This is a genomic window from Amycolatopsis sp. cg9, from assembly GCF_041346945.1.
Classification (GTDB): domain Bacteria; phylum Actinomycetota; class Actinomycetes; order Mycobacteriales; family Pseudonocardiaceae; genus Amycolatopsis.
On sequence record NZ_CP166850.1, the window covers coordinates 6,698,971 to 6,723,618 of the forward strand.

Annotated in this window: 27 protein-coding genes; 14 read left to right on the plus strand and 13 right to left on the minus strand. The window is 73.1% G+C overall.

The window, feature by feature from the left end; genetic code table 11:
• Positions 1-19: 19 nt before the first annotated feature.
• Both AB5J73_RS31110 and AB5J73_RS31115 read right to left on the minus strand, forming a co-directional pair.
• On the minus strand, positions 20-958 hold the full coding sequence (locus AB5J73_RS31110; RefSeq protein WP_370962231.1) for an RluA family pseudouridine synthase: 939 nt from the start codon (positions 956-958) through the stop codon (positions 20-22).
• 117 nt (positions 959-1,075) lie between these two features.
• Entirely contained in the window at positions 1,076-1,453 is a 378-nt protein-coding gene (locus AB5J73_RS31115) for a DUF5313 domain-containing protein (protein ID WP_370973399.1), read from the minus strand.
• An 86-nt stretch (positions 1,454-1,539) separates the two neighbouring features.
• Here AB5J73_RS31115 and AB5J73_RS31120 point away from each other — a divergent pair, with 86 nt between their 5' ends.
• The 3 genes from AB5J73_RS31120 to AB5J73_RS31130 are packed head-to-tail and all read left to right on the plus strand — an operon-like array spanning position 1,540 to position 3,481.
• Positions 1,540-1,977 (plus strand): MarR family winged helix-turn-helix transcriptional regulator, encoded by a 438-nt coding sequence (locus AB5J73_RS31120; protein WP_370962232.1) that lies wholly within the window; start codon positions 1,540-1,542, stop codon positions 1,975-1,977.
• A 53-nt stretch (positions 1,978-2,030) separates the two neighbouring features.
• Entirely contained in the window at positions 2,031-2,912 is an 882-nt protein-coding gene (locus AB5J73_RS31125) for a TIGR03854 family LLM class F420-dependent oxidoreductase (protein WP_370962233.1), read from the plus strand.
• Between the two features lie 29 nt (positions 2,913-2,941).
• Positions 2,942-3,481, plus strand: a complete 540-nt coding sequence (locus tag AB5J73_RS31130; RefSeq protein ID WP_370962234.1) for a TetR/AcrR family transcriptional regulator — start codon at positions 2,942-2,944, stop codon at positions 3,479-3,481.
• Here the strand turns inward: AB5J73_RS31130 and AB5J73_RS31135 are convergent.
• The gene (locus tag AB5J73_RS31135) at positions 3,478-4,992 is read right to left on the minus strand and encodes an MDR family MFS transporter (RefSeq protein WP_370962235.1); all 1,515 of its coding nucleotides are present in this window, start codon (positions 4,990-4,992) and stop codon (positions 3,478-3,480) included. The genes AB5J73_RS31130 and AB5J73_RS31135 overlap by 4 nt on opposite strands.
• 126 nt (positions 4,993-5,118) lie before the next feature.
• Between AB5J73_RS31135 and AB5J73_RS31140 the strand changes: the two genes are divergently transcribed.
• Positions 5,119-6,285, plus strand: coding sequence for a DUF1015 family protein (locus AB5J73_RS31140; protein ID WP_370962236.1), 1,167 nt, complete (start codon positions 5,119-5,121; stop codon positions 6,283-6,285).
• Between the two features lie 166 nt (positions 6,286-6,451).
• Here AB5J73_RS31140 and AB5J73_RS31145 read toward each other — a convergent pair whose 3' ends face one another.
• A complete protein-coding gene (locus AB5J73_RS31145; RefSeq protein WP_370962237.1) occupies positions 6,452-7,375 on the minus strand; it encodes a squalene cyclase in 924 nt (307 codons plus the stop codon).
• Positions 7,375-7,881 (minus strand): DinB family protein, encoded by a 507-nt coding sequence (locus AB5J73_RS31150; protein ID WP_370962238.1) that lies wholly within the window; start codon positions 7,879-7,881, stop codon positions 7,375-7,377. Before AB5J73_RS31150 ends, AB5J73_RS31145 begins: the two co-directional genes overlap by 1 nt.
• A gap of 54 nt (positions 7,882-7,935) precedes the next feature.
• Between AB5J73_RS31150 and AB5J73_RS31155 the strand changes: the two genes are divergently transcribed.
• From AB5J73_RS31155 to AB5J73_RS31165, 3 genes are read left to right on the plus strand one after another with little or no spacing between them, the layout of a single operon-like run.
• Entirely contained in the window at positions 7,936-9,015 is a 1,080-nt protein-coding gene (locus AB5J73_RS31155; RefSeq protein WP_370962239.1) for an ATP-dependent DNA ligase, read from the plus strand.
• Complete coding sequence (ligD, locus tag AB5J73_RS31160) at positions 9,012-10,016, plus strand: non-homologous end-joining DNA ligase (RefSeq protein WP_370962240.1); 1,005 nt, start codon at positions 9,012-9,014, stop codon at positions 10,014-10,016. The genes AB5J73_RS31155 and ligD overlap by 4 nt, the downstream gene beginning before the upstream one ends.
• A 2-nt stretch (positions 10,017-10,018) precedes the next feature.
• Entirely contained in the window at positions 10,019-10,465 is a 447-nt protein-coding gene (locus AB5J73_RS31165; protein WP_370962241.1) for a GNAT family N-acetyltransferase, read from the plus strand.
• A gap of 43 nt (positions 10,466-10,508) precedes the next feature.
• Here the strand turns inward: AB5J73_RS31165 and AB5J73_RS31170 are convergent, their stop codons facing one another.
• The 3 genes from AB5J73_RS31170 to AB5J73_RS31180 form a co-directional block, all read right to left on the minus strand.
• Complete coding sequence (locus AB5J73_RS31170) at positions 10,509-10,778, minus strand: hypothetical protein (protein ID WP_370962242.1); 270 nt, start codon at positions 10,776-10,778, stop codon at positions 10,509-10,511.
• 110 nt (positions 10,779-10,888) lie between these two features.
• Positions 10,889-11,155, minus strand: coding sequence for a hypothetical protein (locus AB5J73_RS31175; RefSeq protein ID WP_370962243.1), 267 nt, complete (start codon positions 11,153-11,155; stop codon positions 10,889-10,891).
• 59 nt (positions 11,156-11,214) lie between these two features.
• The gene (locus AB5J73_RS31180) at positions 11,215-12,225 is read right to left on the minus strand and encodes a GTP-binding protein (protein ID WP_370962244.1); all 1,011 of its coding nucleotides are present in this window, start codon (positions 12,223-12,225) and stop codon (positions 11,215-11,217) included.
• A gap of 439 nt (positions 12,226-12,664) precedes the next feature.
• Here AB5J73_RS31180 and AB5J73_RS31185 point away from each other — a divergent pair, with 439 nt between their 5' ends.
• The 3 genes from AB5J73_RS31185 (at position 12,665) to AB5J73_RS31195 (ending at position 15,794) form a co-directional block, all read left to right on the plus strand.
• Positions 12,665-13,810 carry a nitric oxide synthase oxygenase gene (locus tag AB5J73_RS31185; RefSeq protein ID WP_370962245.1) on the plus strand — a complete coding sequence of 382 codons (1,146 nt, stop codon included), beginning with the start codon at positions 12,665-12,667 and terminating at the stop codon, positions 13,808-13,810.
• 104 nt (positions 13,811-13,914) lie between these two features.
• Entirely contained in the window at positions 13,915-14,421 is a 507-nt protein-coding gene (locus AB5J73_RS31190) for a flavodoxin domain-containing protein (protein WP_370962246.1), read from the plus strand.
• 77 nt (positions 14,422-14,498) lie between these two features.
• On the plus strand, positions 14,499-15,794 hold the full coding sequence (locus AB5J73_RS31195; RefSeq protein ID WP_370962247.1) for an MFS transporter: 1,296 nt from the start codon (positions 14,499-14,501) through the stop codon (positions 15,792-15,794).
• Here AB5J73_RS31195 and AB5J73_RS31200 read toward each other — a convergent pair.
• From AB5J73_RS31200 to AB5J73_RS31210, 3 genes are read right to left on the minus strand one after another with little or no spacing between them, the layout of a single operon-like run.
• A complete protein-coding gene (locus AB5J73_RS31200; RefSeq protein WP_370962248.1) occupies positions 15,745-16,314 on the minus strand; it encodes an STAS domain-containing protein in 570 nt (189 codons plus the stop codon). The two genes, AB5J73_RS31195 and AB5J73_RS31200, sit on opposite strands and share 50 nt — an antisense overlap.
• 42 nt (positions 16,315-16,356) lie before the next feature.
• Complete coding sequence (locus tag AB5J73_RS31205; protein ID WP_370962249.1) at positions 16,357-17,016, minus strand: response regulator; 660 nt, start codon at positions 17,014-17,016, stop codon at positions 16,357-16,359.
• 9 nt (positions 17,017-17,025) lie between these two features.
• The gene (locus AB5J73_RS31210; RefSeq protein ID WP_370962250.1) at positions 17,026-18,231 is read right to left on the minus strand and encodes a sensor histidine kinase; all 1,206 of its coding nucleotides are present in this window, start codon (positions 18,229-18,231) and stop codon (positions 17,026-17,028) included.
• Between the two features lie 171 nt (positions 18,232-18,402).
• On the opposite strand from AB5J73_RS31210, the gene AB5J73_RS31215 reads away from it, so the two are divergent.
• A complete protein-coding gene (locus tag AB5J73_RS31215) occupies positions 18,403-19,008 on the plus strand; it encodes an MmpS family transport accessory protein (protein WP_370962251.1) in 606 nt (201 codons plus the stop codon).
• A gap of 48 nt (positions 19,009-19,056) precedes the next feature.
• Here AB5J73_RS31215 and AB5J73_RS31220 read toward each other — a convergent pair whose 3' ends face one another.
• Positions 19,057-20,550 (minus strand): exo-alpha-sialidase, encoded by a 1,494-nt coding sequence (locus AB5J73_RS31220; RefSeq protein ID WP_370962252.1) that lies wholly within the window; start codon positions 20,548-20,550, stop codon positions 19,057-19,059.
• A 197-nt stretch (positions 20,551-20,747) separates the two neighbouring features.
• A complete protein-coding gene (locus AB5J73_RS31225) occupies positions 20,748-21,650 on the minus strand; it encodes a LysR substrate-binding domain-containing protein (RefSeq protein ID WP_370962253.1) in 903 nt (300 codons plus the stop codon).
• A 112-nt stretch (positions 21,651-21,762) separates the two neighbouring features.
• On the opposite strand from AB5J73_RS31225, the gene AB5J73_RS31230 reads away from it, so the two are divergent.
• The 3 genes from AB5J73_RS31230 to AB5J73_RS31240 all read left to right on the plus strand — a co-directional run bounded on the left by AB5J73_RS31230 (position 21,763) and on the right by AB5J73_RS31240 (position 24,648).
• Complete coding sequence (locus AB5J73_RS31230; protein WP_370962254.1) at positions 21,763-22,644, plus strand: SDR family oxidoreductase; 882 nt, start codon at positions 21,763-21,765, stop codon at positions 22,642-22,644.
• Positions 22,645-22,711: 67 nt separating this feature from the next.
• Complete coding sequence (locus AB5J73_RS31235) at positions 22,712-23,545, plus strand: PadR family transcriptional regulator (RefSeq protein ID WP_370962255.1); 834 nt, start codon at positions 22,712-22,714, stop codon at positions 23,543-23,545.
• Between the two features lie 65 nt (positions 23,546-23,610).
• Positions 23,611-24,648, plus strand: coding sequence for a methyltransferase domain-containing protein (locus tag AB5J73_RS31240; protein WP_370962256.1), 1,038 nt, complete (start codon positions 23,611-23,613; stop codon positions 24,646-24,648).

A 24,648-nucleotide genomic window follows, 5' to 3' on the forward strand; every position in this document is an offset into this window, starting at 1 on the left:
CACCGGCGGCGCTCCCGGGTCACGCCGGGGGTGCCGCCCACGCGGCGAGGTCGTCCCAGGCGGACAGCCGCAGCCCGCTGGTGAACCGGCGGGCTGCGCCGGTGACCGGGTCGTCGAAGGCGAGCACCTTCGCCAGCAGCTGCAACGGTTTCGTGAAGTCGCCGAGCGGCTTTTCCCGCAGCTCCGGGTAGAAGTCGTCGCCGAGGATGGGGACGCCGAGGCCGCTGAGGTGGACGCGCAGCTGGTGCGTCCGGCCGGTCGACGGCTTCAGCCGGTAGCGCCCCAGCCCGTCGCGGTGTTCGAGCAGTTCGACGTGCGTCTCGGCGTTCGGCTCGCCCGGCTTTTCGCGCGCGGCGAGCACCCCACGCTCCTTGACGATCCGGCTCCGGACGGTCCGCGGCAGCTCCAGCGCGGGGTCGTACGGGGCGATGGCCTCGTACTCCTTGTGCACGCGGCGGTCGCGGAACAGCGTCTGGTACTTCCCGCGCAGCTCCGGCGTGATCACGAACATCACCAGGCCGGCGGTGACCCGGTCGAGCCGGTGCGCGGGGGACAGCTGCGGCAGGTCCAGCTCGCGCCGCAGCCGCACGAGCGCGGTCTCCAGGATGTGCTGCCCGCGCGGGATGGTCGCCAGGAAGTGCGGCTTGTCGACGACCAGCAGGTGCTCGTCGCGGTGCACGACGCGGATTTCGAACGGGACCGGCACCTCGTCCGGCAGGTCGCGGTGGAACCAGATGAACGAGCCGGGCTCGAACGGCGTGTCGACGCCGAGCGGGCCGTCGAGGCCGTGGATGCGTTCCTCGCGCAGCATTTCCTCGATGCGGGCCGGTGTCACGCGGGGCAGCCGGTCGACGAGGTGCGCCAGCAGGGTCGGCCACTCGCCGTCGGCGGGGAGCTTGAGCCGGGCGGGGTCCAGCCCGTGGCGCGGCGGGATCGGCGGCCGGAGCTTGCGTCTCATCGTCCCCGACTCTAGTTGCCGATCCGGCCAGAAGCAGGCCGCCCCCGAACGGCAGGCGACCGGCGCCACGGGCTGATCCGGCCGTGACTGTGGCCGGATCGGCAACCAGCAGCACAGCTAACCCTCCGGCGACGTCCGGTAGCGCGCGAGGTAGCGGGCGGTGGCTTCGGCGTTCTTCGCCTCGGCGGCTTCGGCGCGGATGCGGCGCCCGGTGTTGTGCGGGAAGCCCTGCCGGCCGAGCCGGTGCTCGACGCTCTCCTCCATGTACGCGCAGGAGTAGAAGTACGCGACGAGCGCGGCCATGAGGACCAGCGAGAGCCGCAGCCAGATCGAGCCGGGCAGCAGCAGCCACACCGCGCACAGCGGCAGGATGCCGACCGACCGCTGCAGCACGTACCGCGCCCGCCAGTGCTTCGAGGTCGCGTCGTGCAGGGCCCAGTCGTTGAGGCGCTCGGGCAGCCGCACGCCCACGGCGTACCCGAACCAGCGGAGCACACTCGGTCGTTCCATGAATTCGATAGTACACTAATGCTTAGTGCACTAATAATTAGCGCGATCGAGGACACAGTAGGATCGAAGGCATGATCGACCTGGGTGAAGACCCGCTGAAGCTGGACCGGCAGGTGTGTTTCGCGCTGTCGGTGGCTTCGCGCAGCGTGATCGCGATCTACCGGCCGCTGCTCGAGCCGCACGGCCTGACCCACCCGCAGTACCTGGTGCTGCTGGCGCTGTGGGAACGCTCGCCGCGCTCGGTGAAGGACCTCGGCGCGTCGCTGCGCCACGAGCCCGCGACGCTCTCGCCGCTGTTGAAGCGGCTGGAGGCACTGGGGTACGTGACGCGCGCGCGGAGCCGCGAGGACGAGCGGCAGCTGACCGTCGAGCTGACGGCGAAAGGGCGCGCGCTGCGGGCGGTGGCGGAGAAGATCCCGTACCGGGTGGTCGAGACGCTGGGGATGGACGTGTCCGAGCTGGAGGCACTGCACGCCGCGCTGAGCCGGGTCATCGCCGCGACCGCCTGAGGAATTCCCGGCCGCCCGGCGCGTTGCCACTGGAGAGCCCTCCGGGAGGAACCGTGCTGAAGATCAGGCTGGGTGTCGCGCCGGCGGCGGGAACGGGGCCCGGCGAGTTCGCCGGGCTGGCGCGGCGGCTGGAGGCCGCCGGTGTCGACTCGCTCTGGCTGTCGGAACTGGTCTACTCGCCCGAAGTCGACCCGATGATCGGCATGACGCACGCGCTCGCGACGACGGCGAAGCTCAAGGTCGGCACCGGCGTGGCGATCCTGCCGGGCCGGCACCCGGTGCTCGTCGCGAAGCAGTTGCTGACCCTGGCCGGCCTCGCGCCCAAGCGGGTGCTCCCGGTCTTCGGGCTGCGCCCGGCCCGCGCCGCCGAGCACGACCTCTTCCCGGTGCCCGCCGGGCGGCGGGCCGCGGTGTTCGACGAGTCGCTGACCCTGCTGCGGCGGTTGCTCGAAGAGGACGACGTCTCCTTCGACGGCGAGTTCTTCCACGTCGACGGCGGCCACCTCGGGCCGCGCCCGGCCAAGCGGCTGGACGTCTGGCTCGGGGGAGCGGCGCCGGCGGCCCTGCGCCGGGCGGGTCGGCTCGCCGACGGCTGGCTCGGCAGCTTCCACACGCCGGCCCAGGCGCGCGACGCCCGCATCGCGATCCAGGAGGCCGCGGCGGAGGCCGGTCGCGAGATCGAAGCCGACCACTTCGGGCTCAGCCTGGCCGTCGCCGACAAGGGGCTCCCGGCCGAGCTGATCGCCGCGGCGGCCAAGCGGCGGCCGGGCGTGCCGGTCGAGGACCTGGTGGCGACCAGCTGGCCCGAGGCGCGCCGGCTGGTGGAGCAGCACATCGAGGCCGGGCTGACGAAGTTCGTCATCCGGCCCGGCCACGGCGACTTCGAGGAGTTCCTGGCGAACTTCCAGGCGGAGCTCATGCCGCTGCAGAACTGATGTACCTACCGGTAGGTACACTGAGGTCCGTGGACACGAGGGAACGCCTCATCGAGAGCACCCGCACCCTGCTGTGGGAGCGCGGCTACGTCGGCACCAGCCCGAAGACCATCCAGCAGCTCGCCGACGCCGGTCAGGGCAGCATGTACCACCACTTCTCCGGCAAGGAGGAGCTCGCGCGCGCGGCCATCGACCGCACCGCCGAGGAGATGCGCGCCGCCGCCGAGGCGCAGCTGTCCGGGCCGGGCACCCCGCTCGAGCGGATCGCGGCCTACCTCCGCCGTGAACGCGACGTCCTGCGCGGCTGCCCGGTCGGCCGGCTGACGCAGGACCCGGACGTCATGGCCGCGCCCGTCCTCCGCGCACCGGTCGAAGAGACGTTCGCCTGGCTGCGCACCCGGCTCGCCGAGGTGGTGGCGGAGGACGACGGCGGGCTCGACCCGGTGGCCACCGCGTCGGCTGTCGTCGCGACCCTGCAGGGCGGCTACGTCCTCGCCCGGGCCGCGGGCCGCACCCAGCCGTTCGACCAGGCGATCGAGGGGATCCTCGCGCTGCTCGGCCGCGCCTAGAACTCGAGCTGCTCGGTCTTGCGCGGCATCAGCAGCAGCGCCAGCACCGACAGCACCGCCACCGCGAGCAGGCCGATGAACACGTAGTGCGTCGCGTCGTTCAGCGCGCCCCGGACGAACGTCGCGACCGGGGAGTCGCTGTGACCGCCCAGGACCAGGCTCGTCGCGTCCACCGACGGCGGCAGCTTGCCCGCCACCTCCGCCGGCGGGTTCGCGAACCGGGAAGCCAGCGTCGCGTTCGCGATCGCGCCGAACACCGCCGCGCCGACCGCGCTGCCGAGGGACCGGCTGAACAGGTTCGTCGCCGTCACCACGCCGCGGCGGTCCCAGCCCACCACCGACTGGATCGCCACCAGCGTCGGGCTGGCCGCGAGGCCCAGGCCGAGGCCGAGGACGAACGCCGCGATCGCCGCCGCCCAGATCGACGACGTCGCGCCGAGCATGGCCACCAGCACGCCGCCGGCGATGATGAACACGCTGCCGATCAGCGCCGTGTCGCGGAAGCCGATGCGCAGGTAGATCTTGCCGGCCAGGGCCGCCGAGATCGGCCAGCCGACGGTCAGCGCCGCCACCGCGAACCCGGCCACCAGCGCGCCCGCGCCGAGCACGCCCTGTGCGTAGGTCGGCAGGTACGACGTCAGGCCCATCAGGACCGCGCCGACCACGACCGCGACCAGGTTGCCGCCCACCAGGATCCGCCGGGTGAACACCCACAGCGGCAGCACCGGCTCGGCCGCGCGCTTCTCCACCAGCACGAACGCCACCAGCAGCGCCGCGCCCACGACGAAGATCGCCACGCTCGGCAGTGAGCCCCACGCCCACGCGACGCCACCTTCGAGCAGGCCCAGGATCACCAGCGAGCAGCCGACGGTGAGCAGCGCGGCGCCGGTGTAGTCGACCCGGTGCGGCTTGCGCTCCACGCGCTCGGCGAAGTTGCGGAACAGCATCAGCGCGGCGATCGCGCCGAGCGGCAGGTTGACGAAGAAGATCCACCGCCAGTCCAGGTACTCGGCGAACACGCCGCCGAGCGTCGGGCCGACCACCGACGCGATGCCCCAGACGCTGGCGACGTAGCCCTGCACCCGGGCGCGTTCCTCCACCGTGTAGAGGTCGCCGATGATCGTCATCGACATCGGCTGGATCGCGCCCGCCCCGATGCCCTGCACCGCGCGGGCGGCGATCAGCACCGGCATGCTCCACGCGGCCCCGCACAGCACCGAGCCGACGAGGAACGCGGCGATCCCGAAGAACATCACCGGGCGGCGGCCGAGGACGTCGGCGAACTTGCCGTAGAGCGGCACCGTGACGGCCTGGGTGAGCAGGTAGATCGAGAACAGCCACGGGAACTGCGAAAACCCGCCGAGGTCGCGCACCACCGAGGGCACCGCGGTCGCGATGATCGTGCTGTCGAGCGCGACCAGCGCGGTGCTGAGCATGACGGCGACCAGCACGGGACCGCGTTCCGAACGGAAGCCGACCCCCTTCACGCTGGTGGCGGCGGGTGTCGTCATCGGCGGGCTGCTCCTCGGGGAGGTCATGTCCGGGGTCAACTACTTTGCAGTCCTAAGCATTCCACCGGGAGGGCACCGCACCCCAGCGAATTTCCGTCTCCGCGCTCATCGCGCAAGATGGGAGGGATGAGCGACTGGATCCGGCCGATCGGGCGGGGCTGGGTGGTCCGCGGCGCGGTGCCCGGCCCGGACGTCGACGAGTTCGCCGAGCCCGGCCGGGTGGTCGACGCGCTGGCCGCGCCCGGTGCCGGCGACAGCCTGCTGGCCGTGCAGCACCCCGCGCGTACGCCCGCGGCGCTGGCGCGGGGTCTCGACCTGGCCGCCGCCGTCCCGGTCGCCCGCGCGGTGCTCGAACGGCTCCGCAAGCGGTCCTACCGGCCGGTGCGCGAGGTCGTCGCGCCGTACCGGATCGAAGGGCCGGACGGCGTCGCGCTGGGCGTGCTCTGCCTGGTCGACCCGGCCGCGGTGACCGACGACGGCACCGCGCGCGTCCGGCACACCGAGGACGTCTACCCCGACGTCGTGGCCGAGCGGGCCGCCGTGCTCGCCGGGCTCGGCTGCGCGACCAGCGCGGCGCTGCTCGTCCCGGCCACCGGCGGCGACCTGCTCACCGAGGTGGTGGCCCGCGCGTGCGGGGCGCTCGGCCTGCCCGATCTGTCCACTTCGGACGCGGCCGGGCGGCGGCACGACCTGTGGGTGGTGCCCGCCGGGCCGCTGCAGCACCGCCTGCTCGCCGCGGCCGGCGCCGCCGAACTCCTGGTCGCCGACGGCAACCACCGGGTGGCCGCGGCCGCGGCGGCCGGGCACGGCGGGCTGCTCGCCCTGGTCACCGCGGGGCCGGAGCTGCGGATCGGCGCGATCCACCGGGTGCTCACCGGTACCGGCCTCGGCCCCGAGGACCTGGTGTCGCGCTGGTCCGCGGCCGGTCTGGACGTGCGCTACGACGAGCACGCGGTGCCGGTCACCGGCGAGGCCGTGGTGCGCGCGGGCGCGGCGGTGCTGCGGGTCCCGCTGCCGCGACCCGGGTTCGCCGGCCCGGGACCGGTGATCGACCACGAGATCGTCGAGCGCGTCCTCTTCGCCGCGGCGCTCGGGATCGACCCCGACGGCCCCGGCGTCCAGCCGCTCCCGGACGGCCGCCCGGTACCACCGGACGCCGACGCGGTGGTCCTGCTGGCACCGGTGAGCCACGCCGACGTCCTCGCCGTGCACGCGGCCGGGCGGCGGATGCCGCGGAAGGCCACGTACTTCACGCCGAAGCCGCGCAGCGGTCTGCTGCTCGCGGAGCTTTAGCGGCGTCCGGCGTGCCGACCCGGTGCGGTCACCGGCTGGTGGGACCGTGGGCGGCTGGTGGTGATGTGCGTGCCGCGCGTCCAAACTCGCGGTCCGGCGGCGGATCTCGCGGCCGCCGCCCGGCCGCCGCCCGGCCGCCCCGCAGCGGTATGCTGTTCGCGGAGCTCTAACGGGCGTCCCACCAGTCCAGGACGCGGGTCGCGAAGAACGTCAGCCACTTCGACGGCTCCCCGGCCGGGACGTCCACCGCGAACCACACGCGGCCCGTGTCGGTCCGCTGCCGCAGCCACGTCCCGTCCGGCTGCCGGGCCGCGCGGATCAGCTCGACCGCGTCCGCCATCCGCTCGTCCGGCCGGGCCGCGTCGCGGAAGTACGAAGCCGCGTTGAGCACGTCGTAGCGCCAGCGCATCGGGTAGCCGAACTCGGTCACCCACGGCCCGAGCGACTCGCCCGTCGACAACCGGCGGAACAACCCGCGCTCCAGGAGGTACTCCTCGCCGAGGCGGCGGGCTTCGCGGGTCTCGTCGGTGCCGCCGGTCGCGGTTTCGTGCGCCAGCAGTCCTTTGAGAGCGTTGAGTGTCGAGTGGACGGACGACCGCGTCGAGCCTTCGACCCACTCGCAGTTCCAGCCGCCGTCCGGGAGCCGGTGGGTGGTGAACCACGCCGCGATCCCGGCGACGTCCGCGCCGAGCCACACCCCGTTGGCCAGGGTCCAGGCGTTGATGCAGCAGTCGACTTCGCCGTCCCAGTAGGGCAGGTCGTCGTACTCCCAGCGGCAGTTCGCGGCCAGCAGCCCGGCCGTGCCGCCCAGCACCGCGGCGTCGAGACCCCATTCGCGCAGGGCGTTCAACGACCACGTCGTCGCCGTCCACGGCTGGGGCTCGTCGCCGCGGAAGCCGGCCGGGAAGAACGCGCCGCCCGCCCACCGGCCGTCCGGGTCCTGCGCCGCCAGCAGCCGCGCGCCGAACCCTTCGGACGCGACTCGGGCGCGCGTCGCTTCCCAGACCGCCGGTGGGGCGCCCGCGAGGTCCCGCTCGACCTGCCAGCGCAGGGCCGGATCCGAGTCGAGCAGCCACGCGAGCACGTCCACTAGGCCCCCGTGACGCCGTCGATCGCTTCCCGGATGAAGTCCGCGTGGCCGTTGTGGCGGGCGTACTCGTGGATCATGTGCAGCATCACCAGCCGCAGCGAGACGTCCTCGCCCCAGCGTGCCTGGTGGCCGGTGACGTCGAGGGACTCGGCCGCCGCTTCGATCTTGCGGGACTGCTCCACTTCGTCCTGCCACGCCGCGAAGGCTTCCTCGCGCGTCGAGGAACCGGCGTCGTAGGCGGCCTGGAAGTCGCCGTCGGCCGACCACCGCAGCGGGATGTCCTCGGCGTTGATCACCCGCCGGAACCAGGTGCGCTCCACTTCGGCCATGTGCCGGACGAGGCCGAGCAGCGACAGCGTCGAGGGCGGGCTGGCGGCGCGGCGGAGGTCCTCGTCGGACAGTCCGTCGCACTTCATCGCGAGGGTGGCGCGGTGGAAGTCGAGGAACGTGCGCAGCATTTCGCGCTCGCCCCCGGTCAGGGGCGGCGCGGGGCGTTCGGTGGTCACGAGTCAGTGTGTATCACGCCCGGAAATGTCGTACCCGTGTTTTAAGCTCGCGCGGTGGACTTGCCCGTGATGCCGCCGGTGCGGCCGATGCTCGCGAAAGCCGTGCACGAGGTGCCGCGTGACCCGGGGCTGCTGTTCGAGCCCAAGTGGGACGGTTTCCGCTGCGTCGTGTTCCGCGACGGCGACGAGATCGAGCTGGGTTCGCGCAACGACCGCCCGCTGACCCGGTACTTCCCGGAGCTGGTCGAGCTGCTGGCCGCCGCGCTGCCGCCCCGCTGCGTCGTGGACGGCGAGATCGTGCTGGTCACGCCCGCGGGGCTGGACTTCGAGGCGCTGCAGCTGCGGCTGCACCCGGCGGCCTCGCGCGTGCGCAAACTGGCCGAGGAGACGCCGGCGAGCTTCGTCGCGTTCGACCTGCTCGCGCTCGGTGACACCGACCTGACCGGAGAGCCGTTCCGCGCCCGGCGCGAGCGGCTGGAAAGCATCCTGCGCACCGACGCCGAGGGGCTGCAGCGCGTCCACCTGACCCCGCTGAGCGACGACCCGGCGCAGGCCGAAGACTGGTTCACCCGGTTCGAGGGCGCGGGCTTCGACGGCGTCATGGCGAAGCCCGCGGACCTGCCGTACGAGCAGGACAAGCGGGTGATGCTGAAGGTCAAGCACGAGCGCACGGCCGACTGCGTCGTGACCGGGTTCCGCTGGCACAAGGACGGCGCCGGCGTCGGGTCGCTGCTGCTGGGGCTGTTCGACGGCGAGGGCGTGCTGCACCACGTCGGCGTGGCGAGCAGCTTCACCAAGGCGCGGCGGGCCGAGCTGGTCGGCGAGCTGGCGCCGCTGCGGGAAAACGCGCTCGAGAACCACCCGTGGCGGTCCTGGGCCGAGTACGAACCCGAGCCCGGGCGGCAGCCGGGCGCGATGAGCCGGTGGGCGCCGCAGAAGGACCTGTCCTGGGAGCCGCTGCGGCCCGAGTGGGTGGCTGAGGTCCGCTACGAGCACCTGCAGGGCGGCCGGTTCCGCCACGGCGGGCGGCTGGTCCGGTTCCGGCCCGACCGCACCCCGGAGTCCTGCACGTACGCCCAGCTCGACGAGGCGCCGCCCGCCGAGCTCGCCGAGCTGTTCGGGGAGGCGCGATGAGCGAGGCGGTGCTGCTGGACGTCGACGGCGTCGAGGTCAAGATCAGCAGCCCGGACAAGGTCTACTTCCCGGAGCGCGGCGAGACGAAGCTCGACCTCGTCGAGTACTACCGCGCGATCTCGGGGCCGCTGCTGGCCCGGCTCGGCGGGCGCCCGCTGCTGCTGGAGCGCTACCCGGACGGCGCGGGCGGCAAGAACTGGTTCCAGAAGCGCGTGCCCAAGGGCGCGCCGCCGTGGCTGAGCACCACCGTCGTCTCGACGCCGAACGGCACGACGAGCGACGCGCTGGTGGCGAAGGACCTCGCGCACGTCCTGTGGGCGGTGAACCTCGGCTGCCTCGGCTTCCACGTGTGGCCGTACCACGCGGACACGCCCGAGGTCACCGACGAACTGCGCGTCGACCTGGACCCCTCGCCCGGCATCGGCTTCGACGAGCTGCGCGAAGCCGCCGTGCTGACCCGGGAGTTCCTGGCCGAGCACGGCATCGAGGGCCACCTGAAGACGTCCGGTTCGCGCGGCCTGCACCTGTACGTGCTGCTCGAACCGCGCTGGGACGGCTTCCAGGTGCGCGCCGCGGCGGTCGCGCTGGCGCGGGCCCTGGAGCGCCGGCACCCGGAGAAGATCACGGCGCAGTGGTGGAAGGAGGAACGCGGCTCGCGCGTGTTCGTCGACTTCAACCAGAACGCGCCGCACAAGACCGTGTTCGGCACGTGGTGCGTGCGGCCGCGGGTGGGCGGCCAGGTGTCCACGCCGATCGGCTGGGACGAACTGGACACCGTGGAGCCGGACACGCTGACGCTGAGCACGGTGCCGGCGCGGGTGGCCGGGCGCGGCGACCCGTGGGCCGGCGCGGGGGAGCGGCCGCAGTCGATCGAGCCGCTGCTGGCGATGTCCGAAGCGGACCTGGCGAACGGGCTGATGGACGCGCCGTGGCCGCCGGTCTACCCGAAGATGCCCAACGAGCCGCCGCGGGTGGCGCCGAGCCGGGCGAAGAAGGCGTGAAGGTGGCCACCGTCGCGGAGTGCCCGGCCGACGACGGGTTGCTGCTCGCCCTGATGACGGCGATGACGGCCGAGCTGATCGTGGTCTACGACCTGCCCCCGGACGCCCAGCCCCGCCCGCTGGCCCCGGCCAGCCGCTACCTCCTGGCCCGTGACGGCCCCCGCGCGATCGGCTGCTGCGCGGTCGAACCGGTCGAGCCGGGCCTGTCCGAGCTGAAACGCATGTTCGTCGCCCCGGACGTCCGCGGCACCGGCGTGTCGGGCGCACTGGTCGCCGAGTCCGAGCGCCTCGCCCGCGGCCAGGGCGCGGTCCGCCTCCGCCTGGAAACCGGCATCCGCCAGCCGGCGGCGATGCGCCTCTACGAGAGCGCGGGGTACCGGCGGGTGCCGAACTTCCCGCCGCACGAAAGCGATCCCGAGTCGGTCTGCTACGAGAAGGCGCTCGCTTAGGACTCGTTGTTCCCTCGCGCGGCGGCGATCCGCTCGAGCTTCTTCATCCCTTCGGAGTCTCCCGCGTCCCAGCGGAAACCGCGAGGTTGACGAGCGCGTCGACGTCGACGCAGTCCCCGGGCACGAGGTCCAGCTCGCGCAGGCGCGGGCCGTCCGCGGGGATCAGCAGCGGTCGGTCCGGGAACACCCGGCGCGGCGCTTCGGCCGCGACCCGGGTCTTGCCCGCCGCGGCCGGGCCGTGCAGCAGGACGGGGTGCCGATGGCGAAGAGCCGGCTGAACGCCTCGACGACGTCCCGCGTGCGGTCCGACCACGAACTGAGGAACGGCGTTCCCCGGACGAGGACCGAAACCGACGCCGCGAGCACCGCCACGGCGCCCGCGAACCACCCCGACCGTCTCTTCACCGCGCCGCGGTCTCCCGGCTAGACCTCGAGGTCCAGCGACAGCTGGCCGCGGTCCTCGCCGCCGGTGGCGAGGGCTCCCGACAGCGTCGCCACGCAGCGCGGGCACGGCGTGACCTCCGACGTCGTCAAGTCGACCGGTTTCCAGCTGCGGGATTCCCGCTCGCCGCAGGCGGAGCGGCGGTAACGGAGGTCGCCGGAGCGGGTCATCAAGTGGGCCAGGGGGACGTCTTCGGGCAGCACGCCGACCCGGTACCAGCGGGGTGCGCTCACCGCGGTGGTCGTCATGGGCGACAGTGTCCGCCGGCCCGGGCCGGCCGGGAGCGCATTTGCCGGTCGTCGGCGTGTCAGGCCTGGTCGGGGAGGTAGCGGAGGATGTGCAGCAGGCCGCGCTCGTCGACCACCGACGGATCCGCGGCCACGCAACCGCGCAGCTCGGCCAGGACGGCGCCGGTGTCGAGGCCCGCGCCGATCAGCACCAGCTCGGTCCGCTGCGGCGCGCGTGCGGGCCACGGCGCACGCGCCAGCTGGACGAAGCCGCCGACCGTGTGCAGGTCGAAGCGGGCGTCGATGCCGAAGTCGGCCTGGCCCTTCATGCGGTAGAGCCCGGCCGGGCGGCGCTCCAGGAAGTCCACGAACGCGCGAGGCGCCAGCGGCGTCGCGGCCGTGAACGTGACCGTCTGGTAGCTCGCGTGCAGGTGCTGGGTGTGGTCGTGCTCCTCCTCGCGCAGGTCGTCGAAAGACAGCTGGCCGACGCGCTCGCCGCGGGGTTCGGGATCGAAGAACAGCCGCGGGTCGACGCGGCCGTGCTCGGTGACCAGCAGCGGGCGGCCCGGCGCCAGCTCTTCGACGACCGCGGTGAGCTTGGCGAGCGCTTCGGCGGAGACCCGGTCGGCCTTGTTCAGCACCACGAGGTCGGCCAGCCGCAGGTGGTCGGCCAGCTCGGGGTGGCGCTCGCGGGCGGCCTCGAACTCGGCCGCGTCCACGACCTCGGCGAGCCCGCCGTAGCGGATGTCCGGGTTCTCGCTGGCGATCATCAGGCGGATCAGGTCGCGGGGTTCGGCGATGCCGCTGGCCTCGACCACGATGACGTCGATGCCCGCTTCGGCCGAGGAGAGCCGGCCGAGCATCGCGTCCAGGCCGCCGGCGTCGACGGCGCAGCACAGGCAGCCGTTGCCGAGCGAAACCATCGTGTCGACCTGGCCGGCGACCGCGAGCGCGTCGACGTTCACGCGCCCGAAGTCGTTGACCACGACACCGACCCGGGCGCCCTCGCGGTTGGCCAGCAGGTGGTTGAGCAGCGTCGTCTTGCCCGCGCCGAGGAACCCGGCGACGAGGACCACGGGAATCGGGCTCACGCACGCGACTCTAACGCCGCGCGCGGGCGCGCTGATACACGGGGGACCGCGGCCGGGAAAGGCCGTCCGCCGAAATCCCACGAAAAGAGGAAAGGCCGTTTCCGGGAAAGGATCACGGTGCCCGCGCCGTCCACTGTGATCGATTGACGGTAAATGCGCTGCGCCATGTCCGAATAACGCTTGGTAACAGTTATTTTCGGCGTGTTTTCCCTGGCCGGAGCCGCATTCCGGGATCGGCGGCGCGGGAGTCACGATCGGGGGAGTGCGGCGCGCGGATCGAGGAGTATTCTCCCCCGCCTGGCCGGAGGTGCCGGGGCGGCAGAGCCTCCAGGTCGACTTCGTCGTCGGCGACCATCGGAGGAACGGTGAACCTTTTCGTCGGGATGCAGATCACGATTTCGGAGAGTGGGGAAGCGCGGTGACCGTTACACCTGAGCGGGTGACGGCACCGCTGCCGCTTTACCCCCAGCGCGTCTCGGAGGAACAGAGCGTCAATTCCGCGGAAGCGGAAGAATTCCTGGACCGGATGTTCGCCGAGGGTGCCGCCGAAGCGGGCGACCGGTTCGAAACCCGGCTCGCCGTGGTGCGCGCGGAAATCGCCGAAACGGGAACCTACCGCCACACCGCCGCCGAGCTGGCGTACGGCGCGCGCGTCGCCTGGCGCAACTCGGCCCGCTGCATCGGCAGGCTGTACTGGCGCAGCCTCCGCGTCCGCGACCGGCGGCGGGTCACCGACCCCGCGGCGATCGCCGGCGAATGCGTCGCCCACCTGCGCCAGGCCACCCGCGGCGGGCGGATCCGCCCGACGGTCACCGTCTTCGCGCCGGACACCCCCGAGGTGCCGGGGCCGCGCATCCACAACGAACAGCTGATCCGCTACGCCGGGTACCGCCTCGACGACGGCTCGGTCCTCGGCGATCCCCGGTACACCGGGTTCACCGATCGCGTGCGAAGACTCGGCTGGCGCCCGCCGGAGCGAAGAGGGTCCTTCGACGTCCTCCCGCTGCTGATCGAGGCGCCGCCCGGCGAGCCGCGGCTGTTCACGCTGCCCCCGGACGCCGTGCTGGAGGTGCCGCTCACCCACCCCGACCACCGCTGGTTCGCCGGCCTCGGCCTGCGCTGGCACGCCGTGCCGGCGATCAGCAACATGCCGCTGGAGATCGGCGGGGTCACCTACCCCGCGGCGCCGTTCAACGGCTGGTACCTCGGCACCGAGATCGGGGCGCGGAACCTGGCCGACGAGCAGCGCTACGACCTGCTGCCGGTCATCGCCGAGCTGATGGGCCTGCCGACGGCGTCCGAGCGCACGCTGTGGCGCGACCGGGCGCTGGTCGAGCTGACGCTGGCGGTGCAGCACTCGTTCGACGCCGCCGGCGTGACCATCGCCGACCACCACACCGAGTCGCAGCGGTTCCTGGCCCACCTGGAACGCGAAGAGCGGGCGGGCCGCCGGTGCCAGGCCGACTGGAGCTGGATCGTGCCGCCGGTGTCCGGCGGCCAGACCGCGGTGTTCCACCGCTACTACGACGAGCCCGATCCCGCGCTGCGCCCGGCGTTCTTGCCGCCGGCGAGCACGTGCGGGTGAACGAGCGGCCCGTGGGCCCACGAAGAGCAACGTAAGAGCGCCCGTATGGCGGATCGTGCCCGGCCCGCGGCGCGGCCCGGTCCGCCAGGGCCGACAATGAAGGCATGTCCGTTGTCCTCGTCGCCTACGCCGGTCGCCACGGCGGAACCCGGCAGATCGCCGAGGTGATCGCCGCCGAGATCGGCGGGACCGGCCTGACCGTGGACGTGCGCGACGCCGCCGACGTCGCCGGGGTCGAGGACTACGCCGCGGTCATCGTCGGCAGCGCCCTGTACTACCACCGGTGGCGCCCGGAGGCGGTCCGGTTCCTGGAGCGCAACGCCGGGGCGCTGGCCGAGCGCCCGGTCTGGCTGTTCCACAGCGGACCGTGCGGCCCGGGCGCGGCCGGCCAGCAGGTCAGCCTGCCGCCGAACGTGGCGCTGCTGGCCGCGCGCATCGACGCCGAGCGCACCGCGACCTTCGGCGGGCGCCTCGACCCGGCGACCGTGCACGGCCTGATCCCGCGCCTGCTCGCGTCCGGGCGCCGCGCGGGCGACTTCCGCGACTGGGACCGGATCAAGGCGTGGGCCCGGGACGTCGGCCGCCGGGTCCGCACCCGCGTCACGCTCTGACCCTTGCCCGCACCCGGCGGTGGGTGCTAAACCCTGCCTGCGGTCTTCCGGTGAAAAACCGACGGGACGGGGCAAACGTGACGGAACGCAAGGCGGCATCGGCTCCGGCGAAGAAAGCGCTTACATCCGATCAGCGCAACGCCTTCCTGGCGGCGCTGCTCGGCTGGAGCATGGACTCGTTCGACTACTTCCTCGTCGTCTTCGTCCTGGCGGACATCGCGAAGGACAAGTCGTTCGGCGCGACGGCGACGCAGCTGGCGTTCATCACCACGGCCACGCTGGTGATGCGCCCGGTCGGCGCGCTGCTGTTCGGCCTGTGGGCCGACCGCGTCGGACGGCGGATCCCGCTGATGGCCGACGTCCTGCTGTACTCGGTGGCCGGCCTGCTCTGCGCGTTCGCCCCGAACTACACCGTGCTGCTCGTCCTGCGGTTCGTCTACGGCATCGGCATGGGCGGCGAGTGGGGCCTCGGCGCGGCACTGGCGATGGAGAAGATCCCGGTCGCCCGCCGCGGGTTCTTCTCGGGCCTGCTGCAGGTCGGCTACTCGATCGGCTACCTGCTCGCCGCGCTCGCGTACCTGCTGTTCCACTCGCTGCTCGACCTCGAATGGCGCTGGATCTTCGTGCTCAGCATCTTCCCGGCGCTGATCAGCCTGCTGATCCGGGCGCGGGTGAAGGAATCGGAGGTCTGGGAGGTCGCGCGGGAGAAGCTCCGGGTCACGCGGACGTCGGTCAAGGACATCCTGCTGAACCCGAAGGTCATCCGCCGCTTCGGCTACCTGATCCTGCTGATGACGGCGTTCAACTGGATGAGCCACGGCACCCAGGACGTCTACCCGAGCTTCCTGAAGGCCCACGAAAACGGCGGGGCCGGCCTCAGCGCGTCGGCGAGCACGTGGATCGCCGTGCTGTACAACGTCGGCGCCATCATCGGCGGCCTGACCTTCGGCACGCTGTCCGAACGCCTGGGCCGCCGCCGCACGATCGTGACGGCCGCGGTGCTCGGCCTGCCCGTGATCCCGATCTTCGCGTTCGACCACGGCGCGGGGATGCTCGCGCTCGGCTCGTTCCTGATGCAGATCATGGTGCAGGGCGCGTGGGGCGTGATCCCCGCGCACCTGACCGAGATGTCCCCGGACGCCATCCGCGGGTTCTACCCGGGGGTGACCTACCAGCTGGGCAACCTGCTGGCCGCGCTGAACCTGCCGATCCAGCAGGCCATCGCGGAGGCGCACGGGTACACCTCGGCCCTCGTGTGGACGGTGGTGCCGGGCCTGATCGCGGTGGCGGTGCTGACGGCGATCGGCAAGGAGGCCAAGGGGATCAAGTTCGGCGAGGCGGCGGTGGCCACGGCCCCGGCGGGCACGAAGTAGCGCCCTCCGCCGTCAGCCGGGCCAGGATCCCGAGCCACTCGACGGCGTCGGCCGCGGAGGGGTGCAACGGCAGCGACGGCCCCAGCCGGAGGGTCTCCATCGCCCGCCGCACCACCGCGGGGCAGCCGGCGAGGGCGAACGGGACCCCGGCGCCGAGCGCGCGGCCGGCCACCTCGTGCAGGAGCGCCACCCCGCGGGCGGAGCAGTGGCGCACCCCGGTCAGGTCCAGGACGAGACCCCGCGGGGCCAGCGCGACTTCTTCGGCGAGCCGGTCGTGCAGCCGGTCCCCGCAGGCCAGGTCGATGTCCCCGGTCACGGCGACGACGGTGGCGTCGGCGGTCGCGGTGAGCACCAGCGACGCGGCGGGCGGCGCCGGCGGTTCCGGCCGGCTCTCGTAGTGGCGGTCCAGCAGCGCGTCGATGTCGAGCTTGGCGGGGTAGGGAACCGAATCGACCCGGTGGGCCCATTCCCGCAGCGCCGCGACCAGTGCGCGGTGCTTTTCGTCATCGGGGCGGACCATGCTCGTTACATCGTTTTCGGGGGCCCCGGTGCAACACCGGGCTCAGGGTGTGACGAGCCCGGCCTCGTAGGCGAAGATCGTGAGCTGGACCCGGTTGCTGACGTCGAGCTTCGCGAACGTGCGCGTGATGTGCGTTTTCACGGTCGCTTCGCTGACGAACAGCTCCGCCCCGATCTCCGCGTTCGGCTTGCCCCGCGCGACCGCCGTGACGATCTGGCGTTCGCGGTCGCTGAGCAGGTCCAGCTTCGCCAGTGCGAGGGCCCGGCGCGGGCTGACGCGCGACGCGACGAACTGGCCGATCAGCTGTTTCGTCGTGCGGGGGGACAGCATCGCGTCGCCGTTCGCGACCACCCGGACGCCCTCGATGATCTCCTGCGGCGAGCCTTCCTTGAGCAGGAACCCGCTCGCGCCGGCCGCGAGGGCTTCGAACACGTACTCGTCGAGGTCGAACGTCGTCAGGATCAGCACCCGCGGCGGGCGCGGCTGGGCGAGCACCGCCGCCGTCGCCGCGAGGCCGTCCATGCGGCGCATCCGGATGTCCATCAGGACGACGTCCGGTGCGTGCCGCGCGACCTGCTGCACCGCTTCGTCGCCGTCGCCCGCCTCCGCGACGACCTCGATGCCGGGGGCGCTGCCGAGGATCATGGTCAGGCCGGTGCGGACCAGCGGGTCGTCGTCGACGAGCAGTACGCGCACGCTCACCCGCACATGCTAGGGCGCCGGGCCGGCCGCCGGTGCCCAGGGCAGCCAGGCGCGCAGCGCGAACATCCGCTCGCCGGCCGGGCCCGCCGTGAGCGAGCCGCCCAGCAGGGAGATCCGCTCGCCGACGCCGGTGAGCCCGGTGCCCGAACCGGGCGAGGGCACCGGGTGCGGCGGCAGCGCGTTGACGACCTCGAGCACCAGGCCGGGGCCGGGGCCGCCGCGCACGGTCACCTCCGCCGGCGCGCCCGGCGCGTGCCGGAGCACGTTGGTGAGCGCTTCCTGGAGGATCCGGTAGGCGGCCGTGCCGAGCGGGGCCGGGGCGGTGGCCGCCTGGTCGAGCAGGATGGTCACGTTGGCGGCGAGCCCGGCCTGCCGGGCGCCGGAGACCAGGCCGGGGATGTCGGCCAGCGTCGGCTGGGGCGGCTCCGCCGGGCCGCCCGCCTCGCGGCCGGTGAACCCGGGGCCGCGGAGCACGCCGATCACCTGGCGCAGGTCGTCGAGCGACTGCCGGGCGGTGGTCCGCACGGTCTTGGCGGCCGCCGCGGTGTCCGGTGCGGTGGTGGCGGTGACCTCGAGCGCGCCCGCCTGCAGTGAAAGCAGCGACAGCCGGTGCCCGAGGACGTCGTGCATCTCGCGCGCGATGCGGGCCTGTTCCTCGCGGCGCGCCATCTGCTCCCGCAGCGCTTCCTGTTCGGCGATCCGGCGGCTCGTCTCCGCCAGGCTGTGCCGCACCACGCCGACGGTGACCGGGACCGCGGTGAACACGACCGCGGTCAGGACCACGCCGACGAGCTTGGCCGCCGTCGACTCGGTCGACATCCAGGCCCCGGCGATGGTGACGTCGGAGAAGCGGCTCGCGTCCCGCCACACGGCGAGCGAGGTCGCCGCCACCACGAGCGCCGAGGTGCCCCACCGCCGCCACCCGACGTGGTGGGCCGTGAACGCGGCGAGGGCGATCAACGCGGCCAGCGAGTCGCCGGGCAGCAGCAGCGGCGGCACGAGCGCGAGGCCGGTGACGAGCAGCGGCCAGCGGTGCCGCCAGACCAGCATCACGGACGCGCCGATCCCGGCGAACCAGGCGAGCACGCCCGGCACCGTGATCAGCGTGGCCGACGTCCCCGGCAAGGCACTGGCCATGGCGACGTAGATCGTGCTGCTCAACACGCCCGCCGCGACCGCGAGCACGGTGCACACCACCCGAAGCACGGACCCCATGCGCTGAGCCTACGAGGCGGTCCCGGGGCGTCCATCAGCTGTTCGGCTTGTCCGGCGCGGGGGCGGTGACGACTTTCGTCGTACGGGGTCGAGGCTCGCGGACGACGCGGCGGCGCCCGCGCCGCTGGTTTCCTGCTCGCCGTCAAGCGAAGGCGAAAGGACACGACCCCGATGAGCGACTACACCCCGATCCAGCAGCAGTACCCGGTTCCCCGGGCCGCGCCGCCCCGCAACGGCCTCGGCACGGCGGGTTTCGTCCTCGGCCTGGTCGGGCTGGTGTTCTCGCCGATCCCGCTCGTCGGCGTGGTCGCCTGGCCGCTGGTGGTGCTCGGCCTCGTCCTGTCCGCGGTCGGCCTGGCCAGGGTGCGTGCGGGCAAAGCCACCAACAAGGGGCTCTCGATCGCCGGCATCGTCGTGTCGGTGCTCGGCCTCGTCGTGAGCATCCTGTGGGTGGTGGTGCTCGGCAAGGCGATCGGCGACATCAACGAGCAGGCGACCCAGCACCACACGATCGTCTATTCGGTGACGGGCGATGCGAAGACCGCCGACGTCGACTACAGCACCTTCGACCAGGCGGGCTCGGTCAAGACCGAGACCGGCGCGGCGGTGCCGTGGACGAAGACCGTCGAGGCCACCGGCGTCGTCATCGGCGCGTTCACGGTGAGCACCGGGGAAGCGGGCGGCACGGTGACCTGCAAGGTCGTCGTGGACGGCCGGGAGGTCAAGACGGCGACCGCGTCCGGTGAGTTCGCGCTCGCCAGCTGCTCGGGTTTCTGACGGCGGTGGAGGAGGGGACCCGGCCAGGGGGCGGGTCCCCTCCCCGCGTCAGCCGCAGTGCTCGAACTCGCTGGTGTAGGACTGGCCGTCGGCCGCGCCGCCCCACTTCACGCACTTGTCCGCCGCGGCGGCGGAAACCGGGCCGGCGAAGTAGGAGAACGCGCCGGAGTCGGTGACCCGCGCCGAGCCCTGGACCTCCAGGAAGGCCGAGGTCTGCGTGGCCTTCCCGGCGTTGGCGCTCTTCATCGCGCTGACGCAGTTCTTGCCGGTGGCGGCGTTGTAGGTCAGGTAGGCCGTGCCCGCCGTGCCGAGCGGCGCGGAATCGATGACGCCGTAACCGAGTCCGCAGGCCGGGGCGCCCAGCGCGGCGTCGGTCACCGTGGCGTAGCGGATGGTGTCGTTCGCGTGGAACTCCGGCCCGGCCTCGAACAGCACGCCGACCGACGACTGGGACAGCTGCACCATGTCGGAGTACGCCGCGTCCTGGCCCCACACGAGCAGGCTGCCCGCGGTGCCGGTCCAGTTCGCGCCCTCGTCGAACGACGAGTGCACCCGCAGCTCCTTGCGCCGGTCGCAGGTGGACGGTGCGGCGAACACCACCCGGTTGTACTTGCCGCCGGTGTCGGTGGCGCTCATCCGGGCCGTCGAACCCTGGACGGTCGGCGCGACGAGGTCGGTGGCGAAGGCGAACTTCGCGCTGAAGCTCGCGCCGCCGTCCGAGCTGATCGCGAAGGCGCGGTTGCGCGTCCCGCCCTCCAGGCACTTGTCACCGTCGTTGGCCTGGTTGCGCGCGGCGGCGTACACCCGGCCGTCGAGCAGCTCGGTGACGCTGATCTCCTGCGGGTCGATCGCGGTGGTGGGCGAGTCGGTCGCGCCGCGGTGCCAGGTGGCGCCCCGGTCGTCGCTGTAGACCAGCGCACCGGTGTTCTTGCCGCCGATCGTCCAGCTGATCCCGGCGACGAGCCGCCCGGCGTGCGCGCCGCGGGTGAGCACGATCCCGTGCGACGGCCCGGTGGCGAGCCAGCCCGGGGCGCTCGCGAACCCGAGCTCGGTGGTCAGCACGCGCGGCGCGCCCCACGTCTTGCCGTTGTCCTCGCTGATCGACACGCGCGGGACGCGGCCGCAAGCGGGGTTGGTGTAGCACTGCATGGTGGACAGCAGCACGATCCGGTTGCTGCCCGGGATGACGATCGGGGCCGGGTTGCCCTTGGTGTCGCCGTTGGCCTTGATGACCGTCTGCAAGGCGCTCCACGTCTTGCCGCCGTCGGTGGAGCGCTTCAGGACGAGGTCGATTTCGCCTAGGTCGTTGCAGGTGCTGGCGCCGCCGTTGCGGCCCTCGGCGAAGGCGAGCAGGTCGCCGTTGTTCGCCTTGACCACGGTGGGGATGCGGTAGCAGTCGTGGCCTTCGGTGTTCTTGTCGAACACCAACGTGCTGCTGACGTCGGCTTGCGCGGAGGCGGTGCCGATGGCGGCCGGGACGGCCACGGCGGCACACCCCAGCAGCCCGGCCAGGAGGCCTCTGGTGATCCGGGTGAGGTTCACGGTTTCTCCCTGCGAGTTCGTTCTACGTCCTACGTCTCGGCGGTAGCGTCGACTCGGTCCGTACAAGACCCGTACAACCCGGCGTATAACGAACTATTCATGGCCGGCAGGGAAAATCCGGGTGAACGCGGCCGGATCCGGCCGCCGGAGCGGACGTGCACTGTCCTTTGTGGACCAGGGCCTGCGCGCTGTTCGGCTCAGGTCACCGGGAGCCGCAGGGCCGCGGCTTCGGGGCCGGTCAGGTGCGCCTCCAGCGTCTTGCACGCCGCGGCCACCAGTCGGTTGCGGTCGCCGGCGCGGGTCGCCATCACCACCTGGCACGGCTCGACGCCGGTCAGGGGCACCGTCGTCACGTCGGGGCGCAGGCGGCTGAACCGGATGCCCGCCGGGACGATCGAGACCAGCTGGCCGGCCGCGATCAGCTCGAACTTCTCCTCGTAGCCCTCGATCAGCGGCCCGTCCGGCGCGCGGGTGCCGTCCGGGCGGGGGTCGACGCGCCAGAACGCGTTCCACGCCGGGTCGTCGAGGCGGGGGAGCGGCTCGTCCGCGATGTCGGCCAGCGTCACCGACTCGCGGCCGGCCAGGCGGTGGTCGGTGGACAGCACCAGCACGCGCTCTTCGTCGTAGAGGACCGTCACCCGCAGCCGGTCGGCCGGCAGCGGCAACCGCGTCACCGCGATGTCGACCCGGTGGTCGAGCAGGGCCGCGCGGGCCTCCGTCCAGCCGAGGTGGCGGGTCAGCACCTCGGCGTCCGGGTGGCGGCGGCGCAGTTCGCGCACGGCCGGGGTGACGAACAGGTTCGTCAGGTAGCCGATGGTGACCCGGCTGGGGGTGGCCGCCGCGCGGGTGCTCGCCGCCGCCTGCTCGGCCGAGCGCAGCAGGGCCTTGGCACGGGGAAGGAAGACCTCGCCGGCGTCGGTGAGGCGGGTGCCCTGCGGCGTGCGGTCCAGCAGGCGCGCGCCGAGCTGGCCTTCGAGGCGGCGGATCTGCCTGCTCAGCGACGGCTGCGTGGTGTGCAGGGCGGCCGCCGCGCGCCCGAAGTGCCGGTGTTCGGCGACGGCGGTGAAGTACCGCACGAGCCGCAGGTCCAGATCGGTCACCCGGGCAGTCTACCTGCGGTGATGCCTGAGCCGTATTGCCCGATGAGGAACAGGCTTTGGACGCGCGAGCCACTCCCGCCGAACGATGGGAGCACAGCGAAAGGAGCACGAAATGCGTGTGTTCGTCACCGGTGCGACGGGGTTCGTCGGCAGCGCCGTCGTCCGCGAACTCCTCGAAGCGGGCCACGAGGTCCTCGGCCTCGCCCGCTCGGACGAGAAGGCCGCGGCGCTCGCGACCACCGGCGCCGAGGTCCGCCGCGGCACCCTGGCCGACCTGGCCGGTCTCCGCGCCGCCGCCGCGGAGTCGGACGCCGTCGTCCACACCGCCTACATCCACGACGACTTCGCCGATCTCACGGCCGCCGCGGCGGCCGACCGCGCCGCCATCGGTGCTTTCGGCGACGCCCTCGAAGGATCCGGCAAGGCACTGGTCGTGACGGCGGCGACCGGGCCGGTGGCGCCCGGCCGGCTGGCCACGGAGGACGACGAGGCCGACCCGGCGTTCCCCCGCTCGTCCTCGGAGACGGCGGCCCTCGGCCTGGCCGGCCGCGGGATCCGCGCGTCGGTCCTGCGGCTGCCGCATTCGGTGCACGGCGAGGGCGACCGCCACGGGTTCGTCCCCGCGCTGATCCGGCTGGCCCGCGAGAAGGGCGTGTCGGCCTACCCGGGCGACGGCACCGTCCGCTGGGCCGCGGTCCACCGCTTCGACGCGGCCCGCTTGTACCGCCTGGCGGTCGAGACGGCGCCGGAGGGCGTGCGGCTGCACGCCGTCGGCGACGAGGGCGTGCCGCTGCGGGAGCTCGCCGAGATCATCGGGCGGCACCTTTCGTTGCCGGTCCAGGCGGGAGCCGCGGCGGAGCATTTCGGGTGGATCGCGCACTTCACGCGGGCGGACTCGCCGGCGTCGAGCGTCCTGACGCAGAAGCGGCTCGGGTGGGTGCCCGAGTGGCCGGGGCTGGTCGCGGACCTGGAGGCCGGGCACTACTTCACCTGAGGTTGCCGCCGATCCAACGGCGATATATCGTGTGAATGTCGGCGATACGACAACACGAGGAGATCGCATGGACATGTCGGCGGGCGCGGGCCGGATCTTCGCCGGATTCGGCGGCGGCCACTTCGGCCACGGACCGGGCGGCCACGGCGGGCCGGGGCACGGTGCGGGTCACCACGAGCTGCACGGCGGGCCGGTCCTGCACGGCCTGCACGGCCACGAACCGGGCCTGCACGGGGTGCCGGGGCACGAGGACTGGGACGGTGGGCCGGAGCTGGCGCGTGGGGGGCCGCCGGGTGGGTTTCCGCCGCATCCGCCCCAGCCGCCGCAGCCGCCGGGCTTTCCCGGGTTTCCCGGTGGGCCCGGCTCCTTCGGCGGGCCGGGCGGGTGGGGCGGTGGTGGGCCGTGGCAGCGGGTGCGGGAGTTCCGCGGCGGGCGGCCCGCGGCGCGTCCGGTGCGCCCGGCCGTGCTGGCGCTGCTCGCCGAGGAACCGATGCACGGCTACCAGCTGATGCAGGAGATCCGCCGCCGCACGAACGAGCGGTGGCGGCCCAGTCCCGGGTCGGTCTATCCGATCCTGCAGCAGCTGGAGGACGAAGGCCTGGTCCACACCGTCGAGACGGCCGGGCGCCGCGTCGCCGAGCTGACCGACGCGGGCCGTGAGCACGTCGCCGGCCGGGAGGCGGAGTTCGCCGCGCTGTGGGGCGAGCCCGAGGAGGAGCCCAACGCCGACCGGTTCGCGACCCTGTGGCACGCCTTGGGCGAGCTGTCGGGCGCGGCCGCCCAGGTGGGGCACAGCGGCACCGAAGCCCAGGTGGCCGAGGTGAAGAAGATCCTCGCCGACGCGCGGCGGCGGGTTTACGCGGTGCTGGCCGACGCCGGTCTGGAGGACGAGGAGGCCTGACGCCGGCCCGCCCGGCCAGACCGTCCACATCGGACGGTCCGGCCGGGCGGGTAAGCTCGGCTCCCATGGAGGAGAAGGACTTCGCCGCCCACCTGACGGCGGTCATGACCGGCAGCGCGCTCACCATGCTGATCGGCGTCGGCCACCGCACCGGCCTCTTCGAAGCGGCCGCTCGCGGGCCCGCCACCAGCGCCGGGCTGGCCGAGCGCGCCGGGCTCCACGAGCGTTACGTCCGCGAGTGGCTCGGGGCCATGGTCACCGGCGGCGTCTTCACCCACGACGCCGGCGAGTACACCTTCCCGCCCGAGCACGCGAAGTTCCTGCTCGGCGAAACGGCGGCGAACCTGATGCCGTCCCTGCTCACCCTCAGCGCGTTCACCGGCATCCTCCCCGACCTGGAACGCGCGTTCGCCGAGGGCGGCGGAGTCCCGCGCGAGGCGTACGGGCCCCACCTCGAGGCCCTGGGCGCGAAAACCGGGGACAGCTGGAAGCACATCTACCGCGAACACCTCGTCGACGGCTTCTTCGGCGCGGTCCCCGGCCTGACCGAGCGGCTCACCGCCGGGGCGCGCGTGCTCGACCTCGGCTGCGGCACCGGCAACGCGATCGCCGTCGCCGCGCGGGCGTTCCCCGCCTCGCGGTTCACCGGGCTCGACATCAACCCCGGGGTGGTCGATCAGGCCCGGGAAAACACCCGGGACCTCCCGAACGCCGAGTTCGCCGTCGGGGACGCCGCCGAGCTCACGGCCGATCCGCCGTACGACGTGATCACCGCGTTCGACGCCGTCCACGACCAGGACCGGCCGGACGTCGTGCTGCGGCGGGTCCGCGGCGCGCTGGCGCCGGACGGCCTGTTCTTCATGGTGGACACGAACTTCTCCAGTGACGTCGCCGAGAACGTCGGCAACCCGCTCGCCGCGCTGTGCTACTCGATCAGCCTGATGTACTGCACGACGACGTCGATGGCCGAAGGCGGCGCCGCGCTGGGAGCCGTGTGGGGCACCGGAAAAGCCCTCGAACTGCTCGCGGACGCGGGGTTCCGGCACGTCGAAGTGCTCGGGTCCCCGCGTCCGCAGAACTGCGTCTACGCCTGCCGGCCCTGA

Coding starts and splice junctions, on each gene's coding strand:
- AB5J73_RS31200 (WP_370962248.1), bottom strand. CDS start 16,314: ATGGTCCGCCCCGATGACGAAAAGCACCGCGCACTGGTCGCGGCGCTG.
- AB5J73_RS31240 (WP_370962256.1), top strand. CDS start 23,611: ATGGAGGAGAAGGACTTCGCCGCCCACCTGACGGCGGTCATGACCGGC.
- AB5J73_RS31120 (WP_370962232.1), top strand. CDS start 1,540: ATGATCGACCTGGGTGAAGACCCGCTGAAGCTGGACCGGCAGGTGTGT.
- AB5J73_RS31210 (WP_370962250.1), bottom strand. CDS start 18,231: ATGGGGTCCGTGCTTCGGGTGGTGTGCACCGTGCTCGCGGTCGCGGCG.
- AB5J73_RS31190 (WP_370962246.1), top strand. CDS start 13,915: ATGTCCGTTGTCCTCGTCGCCTACGCCGGTCGCCACGGCGGAACCCGG.
- AB5J73_RS31110 (WP_370962231.1), bottom strand. CDS start 958: ATGAGACGCAAGCTCCGGCCGCCGATCCCGCCGCGCCACGGGCTGGAC.
- AB5J73_RS31215 (WP_370962251.1), top strand. CDS start 18,403: ATGAGCGACTACACCCCGATCCAGCAGCAGTACCCGGTTCCCCGGGCC.
- AB5J73_RS31235 (WP_370962255.1), top strand. CDS start 22,712: ATGGACATGTCGGCGGGCGCGGGCCGGATCTTCGCCGGATTCGGCGGC.
- AB5J73_RS31135 (WP_370962235.1), bottom strand. CDS start 4,992: ATGACGACACCCGCCGCCACCAGCGTGAAGGGGGTCGGCTTCCGTTCG.
- AB5J73_RS31140 (WP_370962236.1), top strand. CDS start 5,119: ATGAGCGACTGGATCCGGCCGATCGGGCGGGGCTGGGTGGTCCGCGGC.
- AB5J73_RS31175 (WP_370962243.1), bottom strand. CDS start 11,155: ATGACGACCACCGCGGTGAGCGCACCCCGCTGGTACCGGGTCGGCGTG.
- AB5J73_RS31230 (WP_370962254.1), top strand. CDS start 21,763: ATGCGTGTGTTCGTCACCGGTGCGACGGGGTTCGTCGGCAGCGCCGTC.
- ligD (WP_370962240.1), top strand. CDS start 9,012: ATGAGCGAGGCGGTGCTGCTGGACGTCGACGGCGTCGAGGTCAAGATC.